Below are 10,723 nucleotides of genomic sequence, written 5' to 3' on the forward strand. Positions count from 1 at the left end.
TGCCGCCCTCGCCCAACTCTCGGGACAGGTAGACCGCCGTGTTCAAGGTATCGCCACCGAAACTCTGTTGCAGGCTGCCGTCGGCGCGTTGCTGCAACTCGATCATGCATTCGCCGATCAGGGCGATTTGCGCCAGTTCCTGTTTGTCCAGCGGCTCGCCGGGTTGCTTGAGCAAGGCTTCGAGCAAACGGCTTTCGGAGACGGTGAGGGTGAATTCCTGTTCATCGATGCTGACCACGCCGCGCACCGGGCTGAAACACAGGTCGCCGAGTTCGAGCTGACTGGAGACTGCTGCCGGATGACTGCGGCGCAACACGGCGCGCAGGCGGGCTGTCAGTTCCCGTGGGTCGCACGGTTTGGCCAGGTAGTCGTCGGCGCCGAGTTCCAGGCCGAGGATGCGGTCCAGCGGCTCGCCGCGAGCCGAGAGCATCAGCACCGGCAAGTCCGGGTGATCGCTGCGCAATTGCTTGAGCAGTTCCAGGCCGCTGCCGTCAGGCAGCATCACGTCGAGGACGACGGCAGCCGGGGAGGTTTCGGCCAGCGCACGGCGTGCGCTCTGACCATCGTGGCAGGCGCGGACCTGAAAGCCTTCCTGGCTCAACCAACTGCTCAGGAGCTCACACAGCTCCTGGTCATCATCAATTAATAACAGCTCGCTCATGACTCACTCAATTTAGCCATTGCCTACGTTTTCTGGTGGCACCACTGGCGAAGATACCGCAGAGCAGCGCCAATAGCGCTACTGCGGCGCCGATGACGAACCACTGTTGCTGATCGGTCAATAGACGCGGCAACGGGCTGCTGGCCTGGACTTCCTTGAGCTGCAGCTTGAGGCGCTGATTCTCTTGGCGCAACCGGCTCAGCTGAGCGCTTTCGCGTTCGGCATCGGTATTTTGCAGTTGTTTGCTCAGTACTTCTCGTTGCTGTTCGCTTACCTTCAAGCGCTGTTGCAACTCGGTGATCTGGCTGCCAGCGCTCAGGGACAATGGTGTGGAATTACCGCCCTCGGCGCTTTCTTCACCGTGGGCGGGGGCCACGATCGACAACGTCACCAACATCAGACACAACGGACCCTTGCGCATCGCGACTCCTGATTCCAATCGAGTTATTGGGCAAGTTGTCGGCAGGCAAACGAGAATAATGAGCGATTGAGAGCACGATGAACCGACAAGGTTCATCGCGCGGGGGCATTTGTAGGGGAAAGTTACGGCAGGACTTGCTTGAACGGCTTGACCGAAACGTTGGCGTAGACGCCTGCGGCGATATACGGATCAGCGTCGGCCCAGGCCTGTGCGGCGCTCAGGGAGTCGAATTCGGCGACGATCAGGCTGCCGGTGAAACCTGCAGCGCCCGGATCATTGCTGTCGACCGCCGGGTGTGGGCCGGCCAAAACGATGCGACCTTCACCTTTGAGCACTTGCAGGCGCTCAAGGTGTGCAGGCCTTGCGGCCAGGCGGCCTTCCAGGGAGTTGGCGACGTCTGTGGCAATGATTGCGTAAAGCATGTCAGTCCTCGGTTTTTGGCGTTGTGGTATCGGCGTCGTGCAGGTGGCGGGACAGGTAAATGCCCTGGCCGACCAGGAACAGCAGCGTCATGCCCAGGCTGCCGAAGACTTTGAAGTCAACCCAGTAGTCCTGAAAGGTGAACGCGACGAACAGATTGGCGGCACCGCAAAACAGGAAAAACCCGATCCAGGCGATGTTCAGGCGGGTCCAGACCGGCTCCGGCAGGGTCAGCGCGTGACCCATGATGCGTTTGATCAGCAGTTGCTCACCGACGAAGTGGCTGCCAATGAACGCCAGGGCGAACAGCCAGTTCACTACCGGGGCTTTCCATTTCAGGAAGGTTTCGCTGTGGAACGCCAGGGTCAGGCTGCCGAAGACCAGGCAGGCGATGAGGGTCAGCCACTGGCTCTTCTCGAGCTTACGCTGCTTGATGAACAGCGTGCCGTAAACCACCAGGGAGCTGATGATCAGCATGGCGGTGGCGCTGTAAATTCCGCCTACAGTGACCTCGTGGCCGGCAATGTCGACAACCCGGGGATCGAGTTTGAAGACGATGAAGAACAGCAGAAGCGGGATGAAATCGATGAATTGTTTCACAGTGGCAGCCAGAAGCAGGATGTGGCGGCATAATAACAAACATATGGGCGCGCGATAGCGCCAGCTGATTTGAGGTAAAAAAGTCCTGTGAATGTTGATTTGCACTGCCATAGCACGGCCTCCGACGGCGCACTCGCGCCGGCAGTACTGGTTGCGCGTGCGTTCGAGAAAGGCGTGCGAGTCCTGGCCTTGACCGATCATGACACCCTTGAAGGCCTCGACGAGGCTCGCAGTGCAGCGACCGCGCTGGGGATGCAACTGGTCAACGGCGTCGAATTGTCCTGCACCTGGGGTGGCGCGACCATTCACGTTTTGGGCTACGGATTTGATGTCAATGCCGCGCCGTTGGTCGAGGCCATCGCAAGATTGCACGATGGCCGCTGGTTACGGTCCGAAGAAATAAGCCGAAAACTTGCGTTGAAAGGCATGCCGGGTGCGCTGGAAGGGGCCCGGGCCATCCAGCAGGAACTGGGCGACAGCGGCAACGCGCCGGCCCGCCCGCATTTCGCCGACTGGATGGTGCGTGAAGGTTTCGTCAAGGACCGCGCTGAAGCGTTCCGCAAATGGCTGGGCGCCGGCAAGCTGGGGGACGTCAAGCAACACTGGCCGACCCTGGAAGACACGGTCGAAACCCTGCGCGCCGCCAAGGCCTGGGTCAGCCTGGCGCATCCATGGCACTACGATTTCACTCGCAGCAAACGTCGCCGGCTGATTGCCGACTATATTCAAGCAGGGGGCCACGCTATCGAAGTGGTCAATGGCCATCAGCCCGCCGAGCAAGTGGGCAGCCTGGCGATTCTCGCCCGTGAGTTCGGTCTGCTGGTCAGCGCCGGCAGTGATTTTCATGGCCCTGGAGGCTGGTCCGAGATCGGTGAGTACCGCCCGCTCCCGGAGGATCTGCCACCACTGTGGTGTCGATTCAAACATGACCCAATTATTGCCGCCGTCTGAACAGGTAGAGAATGTGAGTCAATTTTTCCAGATTCATCCGGAAAACCCGCAAGCGCGCCTGATAAAACAGGCTGTCGAGATCATCCGCAGCGGCGGGGTGGTGATTTATCCCACAGACTCGTCCTACGCCATTGGTTGCCAGATCGGCGACAAGAATGCCGTGGAACGCGTGCGCCGGTTGAGACAGCTGGACGAAAAGCACAACTTCGCGCTGATTTGCAGCGACCTGTCGCAACTGGGGCTGTTTGCCAAGATCGATACCGGCACCTTCCGCCTGCTTAAAGCTCACCTGCCGGGACCTTACACCTTCATTCTCAACGCCACCCGCGAAGTCCCGCGGCTGCTGTTGCACCCGAAAAAACGCACCATCGGCCTGCGTGTGCCGAGCCATCCAATTGCCCTGGCGCTGCTGGAAGAACTCGGCGAACCGCTGATGAGCGTGACGCTGATCATGCCCGGCGACACCGACCCGATGACCGATCCTTACGAAATGCGCCAGTTGCTTGAGCATCAGGTCGAGCTGATCATCGACGGCGGTTTTGGCGGGATCAAGGCGTCCACCGTGATCAACCTCGCCGACGGCGAGCCGGAAGTGATCCGCGTTGGTTGCGGCGACCCGACGCCGTTCATGGCCGAGGCGTAGATGTCTGCAGTAGAACCCGTTGTCGACAGTCAGGCCGGAGCCCAGCAAGAGCTGCCCTTCGCGATGGTCTATGGCCAGGCGGTCATGGAAATGCCGCTGGACCTGTACATTCCGCCGGATGCACTTGAGGTCTTTCTCGAAGCCTTCGAAGGCCCCCTCGACCTGCTGCTGTACCTGATCCGCAAACAGAACATCAACATCCTCGACATCCCGGTGGCGGAAATCACCCGGCAGTACATGGGCTATGTCGAGTTGATGCAATCGGTGCGCCTGGAGTTGGCCGCCGAGTACCTGGTCATGGCCGCGATGCTGGCCGAGATCAAGTCGCGGATGCTGCTGCCGCGTGCCGAAACGATCGAGGCCGAAGAAGACGATCCTCGCGCTGAACTGATCCGCCGCTTGCAAGAGTACGAACGCTTCAAGGCTGCAGCTGAAGGCATCGATGGCCTGAGCCGTGTGGGGCGTGACGTGGTAGTTCCCAAGCTCGACGCCCCGGAAGCCCGGGCACGCAAGCTGTTGCCAGACGTGCGTCTTTCAGAGCTGTTGTTGTCCATGGCAGAAGTGTTGCGCCGTGGCGACATGTTCGAAAGTCACCAGGTCAGCCGCGAGGCACTTTCCACCCGCGAACGCATGAGCGATGTGCTGGAGCGCCTCAAGGGCGGCGGTTTCGTGCCCTTTGCCGAGCTGTTCACCGCTGAGGAAGGACGTCTGGGGGTGGTGGTAACCTTTATGGCGATTCTCGAACTGGTCAAGGAATCCTTGGTCGAGCTGGTGCAGAATGAGCCGTTCGCAGCGATCCACGTGCGGGCCCGAGCCGAATAACGAGTTGAATCATGAACCTGACTGAACCCCGCGAGCTGGCGCCATTGCTTGAAGCCTTTCTGTTGGCCTCGGGAAAACCGCAATCGCTTGAACGCCTGTTCGAACTCTTCGAAGAGGGCGAGCGACCGGAGCCGCCAGTCTTCAAGAAAGCCCTGACGATTCTCGCCAAGTCCTGCGACGGTCGGGCTTTCGAGCTGAAGGAAGTCGCCTCCGGGTATCGCTTGCAGATCCGCGAAAAGTTCTCGCCGTGGGTAGGACGTTTGTGGGAAGAGCGGCCGCAGCGCTATTCCCGCGCCATGCTCGAAACCATGGCGCTGATCGCCTATCGTCAGCCGATCACCCGGGGCGAGATCGAAGATGTGCGTGGCGTGGCGGTCAACAGTCACATCGTCAAAACCTTGCTGGAACGCGAGTGGATCCGCATCGTCGGTTACCGCGACGTGCCAGGTAAGCCGGCGATGTTTGCGACCACCAAGGCGTTTCTCGATCACTTCAATTTGAAAAACCTCGACGATTTGCCACCGCTGGCCGAATTACGCGAGCTTGAGCCTGATCCGGTGCTCGACTTCGACGACGCGCCGGTGCCTGCCGGACTGCAGGCGTTGGCCGACGCCAGTGCCGAGCCGGAAGAACCAAAGGAAGAAACCAGTTTCCACACGTTGTTGCTGGAGCTGGACACCATGGAGGAAGGGCTCAAGACCGACTTCGACGATCTGTTGCGTGATGGCGAGGTGACCGAGACCGAAGAGATCCTGGATCAGCCCGAGCCTGAGACCGAAGTTGAACTTCAGGTCGAGTCCGAAGCCACAGTCGAAGAAGAGCAGGAAGATGATGTGCTTGGCGTTGCCGAGGCTCGCGAGAAACTCCTGGCCGCTGTCGCCGCCCTTGAACAACACAAGCCCGAACCCGAGTTGAGCGACGAAGAAGCCGAAGCCCGGGCCCTCGCCGAAGCAATCGAGGCCGAACGCCGCGAATTTGAAGACGACTGATGATCGTTCCCACGCAGAGCGTGGTAACGATCTCGGCGCCACCGGTCGGCGGAAATCCAGGTAAGTCTCCATTGATCAGCTAGTCTCTGATGCGCGAACGTTCCCATGAGCGTATGATTCGCGACCCTTCGGCGATCCCTTCGCCGGAGTACCAGCTTTCAACTCTTCAGGACCCTCACTTCAGAGCTGCCTGAACAGACCACACCGGGAGGTGCCCAGATGAGTATCAACGACCAGAAAGACGACCAGGAAATCGGCCCAGCAGGCGAGAAACTGCAGAAAGTCCTCGCCCGTATCGGCGTCGGCTCGCGCCGTGACGTAGAAGCCTGGATCAGCCACGGCCGCATCAAGGTCAATGGCAAAGACGCCACCCTCGGGCAGCGCGTCGACATGCACGACGCCATCACCATTGATGGCAAGGTGATCAAGCGCGAAGAAGCCGCCGAGTCGGTACGCCGCGTGATCATGTACAACAAGCCGGACGGCGAAATCTGCACCCGCCTTGATCCGGAAGGCCGTCCGACCGTTTTCGACAAGATGCCGCGCCCGAAAGAAGGTCGCTGGATCAACATCGGTCGTCTGGACATCAACACCACCGGCCTGCTGATGTTCACCACCGACGGTGAGCTGGCCAACCGCCTGATGCACCCTTCCTATGAGATGGACCGTGAATACGCGGTACGTGTGCGTGGTGAAGTCGATGACGAGATGATCGAGCGTCTGAAAGCAGGCGTCGTCCTCGAAGACGGCCCGGCCAAGTTCACCGACATCAAGCAAGCGCCGGGTGGCGAAGGTTTTAACCACTGGTATCACTGCGTGGTGATGGAAGGTCGCAACCGCGAAGTCCGTCGTCTGTGGGAATCTCAGGGCCTGGTAGTCAGTCGTCTGAAGCGCGTGCGTTTCGGTCCGGTGTTCCTCAACTCCGACCTGCCGATGGGCCGCTGGCGCGAAATGAGCCAGTACGAAGTCGATATTCTGAGTGCTGAAGTTGGCCTGACGCCTGTGGCCATGCCGCAGATGAACGCCAAGAGCAAAGACAAGCTCGACCGCATGCAGCGTAAATCGTCGCGTCCAATGGGCAAGACTGAGCGCGTGCGTTCGTTGCGTCCAGCCATCGGTAACCAGACCGCTGCTACACCGCGTGACTCCCGTGAACCGCAAATCGAAGGCGAGCGCCCCGCCCGCAAGCCAGCAGCACCTCGTGCTGACGGCGAGCGCGGTCCACGCACTCCGCGTCCGGCCAACGGTCGTACTGAGCGTGGCGAAGGTCGCGGTGCACCAAGCGGCGGTCGTAGCGATCGCGGTGCTCCTGCTGGTCGTGGAGAATCGGGTCGCGGTACGCCAGTGGCAGACCGTCCTTCTGATACCAAGCGCCCGGCCAAGCCAGCGCCGAAGAAACGCCCAGGCATCGTTCTGGTCGACAAGGACGCGCCATCGGGCAAGCGCCGTGGTGCGCCAGCCGGTTCGGGCCAGCGTCCAGGCTTCGGTCGTCGCAAGCCTGAGTAATCGGTAAGCGCCACATGAAAACGCCAACCTTCGGGTTGGCGTTTTTTTTTCGTCTGGCTGATCAGAAGACAAACCGCCCATCAAACACCGGGTCATCATCCAGCGCCAACACGCCGCTGGAGAAGATCAGGTCCAGATGATGGCTACCCTTCGCGCCACCGCCCAACCCGAGATGCAGGCCGCAATGGCGCTCCTCGAACCCGGCATTGCGCGCATACAACGTCTTCACGCCTTCATTGGTGCCAATCCCCAACTCCTCGATGCGCCGATTGGATGGATTGGCCTCCAGGTACTTGTTGAAGTCATGTTCCAGCCCCGGCACCTCGGTGGCGATCTTGCTGATGGTCGAGTTCTCGATCCACAACTCTAGCGGCGACTCCAGCACCCCGTATTTGCGGGCAAATGGAATGGTGCTGAGAAAAGTCCCCATGAACTTCACTCGGCCGTTAATGGCCTCGCTGTGCGTGGCAATTTCACCAGGCGCCAGATCGAAGTTGCCGACACCGTTGATGTCGGTCCACTTCTTGATACTGCTCAACGGTGTTTCGAACCACGAGCCGTGATCATCTTTGAAACTTAACGTGGTGGCATGGGACATGCGCTGGATCAAGTGGCTGTTCAACCCGGCAATGCGCTGCGGGGTGACACTGAACGTGTCGTAGAAGTAATCGCTGTAATCCTTGAACAGCAGCGACTTCTTCCAGTTCTCGGCCATGACGCCTTGCAGCGCGCGGACAAATTCCGGGCCGTCGGGGCGTGGGTTGGGCAGGGTGGAAGAGTCGTAGAAGAAAAGAAAATGTACAGATCGCTGTCGACTATCGCCTGGGCCAGTAATTCCTTGGGTTCCAGATCCAGTCGCATTGCGCTGAAACTGAACCGTGGGCTGTCACTGGCCTGTTCGGCGATGGCGCTCGTCAGTGCCTGGTAATCAGCCGTGTGGCCGAGCAACACCTTCGCCGGGTTGAGGCCGGCAAGGGCAGGGTGATGTTCGAGGTAGTAAAGGAAATGCGAAATGGCGCGTTGCTTATCCATGTAGTCCTCCCTGACAAACCGAGAAAAAGTGGCAGGCACAACCGGCCGGATCGTGCCTGCCGGGATGTCTTACAGAGGCCACATCGCCGTGCCGAACGGAACAACCGCATCGGCTTGCATCATTTCAACGGCGGCGTCATGGGTCGGTGCTTCAAACCAATCGTCCAGTTGCAGTTCAGTTTCCAAGTCTTTTTCCATAGCTTGCATGGTGAATCTCCTAGATGACTTTTGAGTAAGAACAACTTGCCTGTCGATGCGTCTCGGCAAGTCGCTGAAACGTAGTTCAGAGGTTTTTAAATTGCAAAAAAATAATCAAATAAGATTTGTTTGAACTTTTTATTCTGTTTTTCATTAAGCAATTTGTTAATAAAAAACAAAAAACTAAACCGACCTTTCTCTGAGGAAACGTCCTACCGTCAATTTGCAGTCAGCCCACAGTCGAATCTGATTCGGCAAATTTACGTTACGCCATGTAAAGAAATGCTGACGAAATCAAGCCTCAAAGCCCTTGGTTTGACGCTTGCGGAAGGGATGTAAGGAAAACCTGCCGCCTAGCAGCCAATTAATCCTTCCACAGGGCTCTGGCCCGCTTGTTTCAGGCGCGGTTGAAGGGTGAGATGCGTCCCATGCCTGTCGTGCAGGTGCATAACAAGAAGGAGGCGCAATGTACGCCGTGACTCATCTCCATCTCTCCCCATGGAGCGATTTACCCGTCGCTTCCGTCGATGACCCGCAAAGGTCTGACTCTATTTTTGCAGCCGCCCGAGACCCTCGAGGCGGACACAGGCAATCCCGGCAAACGACACGCTGATCCAGTGGTGTCTGGCAGCAGGGGGTTACAGGTGTACAATGCGCCGCGTTTTAACTGTGACCTCCTGCGCATCTGCGCAAACCTCAAGGCTATCCGCCTTGTTCACTCCGCCGCGCCACAAGCGTGTCGGGTTCGACTTCGTCACAGATAAAAACAAACAGGTGACGCATGACCGTTGTAAAAACGCTGAACTCCTTTTGCCTTCGCTGGGGTTTGATCGGCGCTGCTTGAAATCGCAACCGAGCAGCAACGTCTAACGAACATCATCAAACCTTGCGTGAGACCCTTTTCATGAGTGGACAAAACTCGCATTCAGGCGAGCTGAAACGCGGCCTGAAAAATCGCCACATTCAACTGATCGCCCTCGGTGGCGCGATCGGTACAGGCTTGTTCCTCGGCTCGGCCGGGGTACTGAAATCCGCTGGCCCGTCGATGATCCTCGGCTACGCCATCTGCGGCTTCATTGCTTTCATGATCATGCGCCAGCTCGGCGAAATGATCGTCGAAGAGCCGGTCGCCGGTTCCTTCAGCCACTTCGCCCATAAATACTGGGGCGGTTTCGCCGGCTTCCTGTCGGGCTGGAACTGCTGGATTCTGTATATTCTGGTGGGCATGTCGGAGCTGACCGCGGTCGGCAAGTACATCCACTATTGGGCGCCGGACGTCCCGACCTGGGTCTCGGCTGCCGGTTTCTTCGTGCTGATCAACCTGATTAACCTGGCCAACGTCAAAGTCTTTGGCGAGGCCGAGTTCTGGTTCGCGATCATCAAGGTCGTGGCCATCGTCGGCATGATTGCCCTGGGCAGCTATTTGCTGGTCAGCGGCAACGGCGGCCCGCAAGCGTCGGTGACCAACCTGTGGGCCCACGGCGGCTTCTTCCCGAACGGCGTCAGTGGTCTGGTGATGGCCATGGCGATCATCATGTTCTCCTTCGGCGGCCTGGAAATGCTCGGTTTCACCGCAGCGGAAGCCGACAAGCCGAAAACCGTGATCCCTAAAGCCATCAACCAGGTGATCTACCGGATCCTGATTTTCTACATCGGTGCGTTGGTTATCCTGCTTTCGCTGACACCATGGGACAGCCTGTTGGCAACCCTGAACGCGTCGGGTGATTCCTACAGTGGCAGCCCGTTCGTGCAAGTGTTCTCAATGCTGGGCAGTAACACCGCTGCGCACATCCTCAACTTCGTGGTCCTGACCGCGGCGTTGTCGGTGTACAACAGCGGAACCTACTGCAACAGCCGTATGCTGTTGGGCATGGCCGAGCAGGGCGATGCGCCGAAAGCCTTGTCGAAGATCGACAAGCGCGGCGTGCCGGTGCGTTCGATCCTTGCTTCGGCTGCGGTGACATTGATTGCCGTATTGCTGAACTACCTGATCCCGCAAAACGCGCTGGAACTGTTGATGTCGCTGGTGGTTGCCACCCTGGTGATCAACTGGGCGATGATCAGCTTCTCGCACTTCAAGTTCCGCCAGCACATGAACAAAACCAAGCAAACGCCGCTGTTCAAGGCCCTGTGGTACCCGTACGGGAACTACATTTGCCTGGCGTTCGTGGTGTTCATTCTGGGCGTAATGCTGCTGATTCCGGGGATTCAGATATCGGTGTATGCGATTCCAGTGTGGGTCGCGTTCATGTGGATTTGCTACGGCATCAAGAACAAGCGCAGCGCGCAGCAGGCGTTGCAGGCTGCAGTGAAATAACGCAGCGCGCAGAAACAACAAACCCGGCCAGGTGCCCAATGCTGTTCACTTAAGCGGAGCAGCCTTGCGGTTAACCGGATACCGGGTTTTAGACATCTTCACCGCCCTAGGCCTCGCAGGCCTGGGGCGTTTTACTATAAAGAGCACACCAATGCTGCCGCGA

General features: G+C 58.7%; 11 protein-coding genes and 1 pseudogene. 6 read left to right on the forward strand and 6 right to left on the reverse strand.

From position 1 onward, the window contains the following. From FQ187_RS29405 to FQ187_RS29420, 4 genes are all read right to left on the reverse strand, one after another. The coding region (locus FQ187_RS29405; RefSeq protein WP_256667483.1) for a response regulator transcription factor at positions 1 to 661 on the reverse strand (661 nt) is incomplete at its 3' end. A 7-nt stretch (positions 662 to 668) separates the two neighbouring features. After that, on the reverse strand, positions 669 to 1,082 hold the full coding sequence (locus FQ187_RS29410) for a translation initiation factor 2 (RefSeq protein ID WP_129442124.1): 414 nt from the start codon (positions 1,080 to 1,082) through the stop codon (positions 669 to 671). Between the two features lie 122 nt (positions 1,083 to 1,204). Further along, positions 1,205 to 1,504 (reverse strand): YciI family protein, encoded by a 300-nt coding sequence (locus FQ187_RS29415; RefSeq protein WP_149632171.1) that lies wholly within the window; start codon positions 1,502 to 1,504, stop codon positions 1,205 to 1,207. Position 1,505: 1 nt separating this feature from the next. Further along, a complete protein-coding gene (locus tag FQ187_RS29420; protein WP_123364505.1) occupies positions 1,506 to 2,102 on the reverse strand; it encodes a septation protein A in 597 nt (198 codons plus the stop codon). An 87-nt stretch (positions 2,103 to 2,189) separates the two neighbouring features. Here FQ187_RS29420 and FQ187_RS29425 point away from each other — a divergent pair, with 87 nt between their 5' ends. From FQ187_RS29425 to rluB, 5 genes are all read left to right on the forward strand, one after another. Next, on the forward strand, positions 2,190 to 3,053 hold the full coding sequence (locus FQ187_RS29425; RefSeq protein WP_149632172.1) for a PHP domain-containing protein: 864 nt from the start codon (positions 2,190 to 2,192) through the stop codon (positions 3,051 to 3,053). A gap of 13 nt (positions 3,054 to 3,066) precedes the next feature. Then, positions 3,067 to 3,696 (forward strand): L-threonylcarbamoyladenylate synthase, encoded by a 630-nt coding sequence (locus FQ187_RS29430; protein ID WP_149632173.1) that lies wholly within the window; start codon positions 3,067 to 3,069, stop codon positions 3,694 to 3,696. After that, positions 3,697 to 4,518 carry a ScpA family protein gene (locus FQ187_RS29435; protein ID WP_008156118.1) on the forward strand — a complete coding sequence of 274 codons (822 nt, stop codon included), beginning with the start codon at positions 3,697 to 3,699 and terminating at the stop codon, positions 4,516 to 4,518. 11 nt (positions 4,519 to 4,529) lie between these two features. Then, positions 4,530 to 5,507 carry an SMC-Scp complex subunit ScpB gene (gene scpB / locus FQ187_RS29440; RefSeq protein WP_149632174.1) on the forward strand — a complete coding sequence of 326 codons (978 nt, stop codon included), beginning with the start codon at positions 4,530 to 4,532 and terminating at the stop codon, positions 5,505 to 5,507. 219 nt (positions 5,508 to 5,726) lie between these two features. Then, positions 5,727 to 7,013 (forward strand): 23S rRNA pseudouridine(2605) synthase RluB, encoded by a 1,287-nt coding sequence (gene rluB, locus FQ187_RS29445; RefSeq protein WP_149632175.1) that lies wholly within the window; start codon positions 5,727 to 5,729, stop codon positions 7,011 to 7,013. 61 nt (positions 7,014 to 7,074) lie between these two features. Here rluB and FQ187_RS29450 read toward each other — a convergent pair. Together FQ187_RS29450 and FQ187_RS30095 are read right to left on the reverse strand one after the other, a co-directional pair. After that, positions 7,075 to 8,045: pseudogene (locus FQ187_RS29450) on the reverse strand (leucyl aminopeptidase). A gap of 69 nt (positions 8,046 to 8,114) precedes the next feature. Next, positions 8,115 to 8,252, reverse strand: a complete 138-nt coding sequence (locus FQ187_RS30095) for a hypothetical protein (RefSeq protein ID WP_166793841.1) — start codon at positions 8,250 to 8,252, stop codon at positions 8,115 to 8,117. Positions 8,253 to 9,147: 895 nt separating this feature from the next. Between FQ187_RS30095 and FQ187_RS29460 the strand changes: the two genes are divergently transcribed. Further along, the gene (locus tag FQ187_RS29460; RefSeq protein ID WP_149632176.1) at positions 9,148 to 10,560 is read left to right on the forward strand and encodes an amino acid permease; all 1,413 of its coding nucleotides are present in this window, start codon (positions 9,148 to 9,150) and stop codon (positions 10,558 to 10,560) included. The last annotated feature ends 163 nt before the right edge of the window (positions 10,561 to 10,723 follow it).

Source organism: Pseudomonas sp. ANT_J28 (assembly GCF_008370005.1).
Lineage (GTDB): Bacteria > Pseudomonadota > Gammaproteobacteria > Pseudomonadales > Pseudomonadaceae > Aquipseudomonas > Aquipseudomonas frigoris.

Excerpts from the sequence above, each read along its gene's own strand:
- FQ187_RS29410 (WP_129442124.1), bottom strand. The coding sequence starts at position 1,082 with ATGCGCAAGGGTCCGTTGTGTCTGATGTTGGTGACGTTGTCGATCGTG.
- FQ187_RS29415 (WP_149632171.1), bottom strand. The coding sequence starts at position 1,504 with ATGCTTTACGCAATCATTGCCACAGACGTCGCCAACTCCCTGGAAGGC.
- FQ187_RS29435 (WP_008156118.1), top strand. The coding sequence starts at position 3,697 with ATGTCTGCAGTAGAACCCGTTGTCGACAGTCAGGCCGGAGCCCAGCAA.
- scpB (WP_149632174.1), top strand. The coding sequence starts at position 4,530 with ATGAACCTGACTGAACCCCGCGAGCTGGCGCCATTGCTTGAAGCCTTT.
- rluB (WP_149632175.1), top strand. The coding sequence starts at position 5,727 with ATGAGTATCAACGACCAGAAAGACGACCAGGAAATCGGCCCAGCAGGC.
- FQ187_RS30095 (WP_166793841.1), bottom strand. The coding sequence starts at position 8,252 with ATGCAAGCTATGGAAAAAGACTTGGAAACTGAACTGCAACTGGACGAT.
- FQ187_RS29460 (WP_149632176.1), top strand. The coding sequence starts at position 9,148 with ATGAGTGGACAAAACTCGCATTCAGGCGAGCTGAAACGCGGCCTGAAA.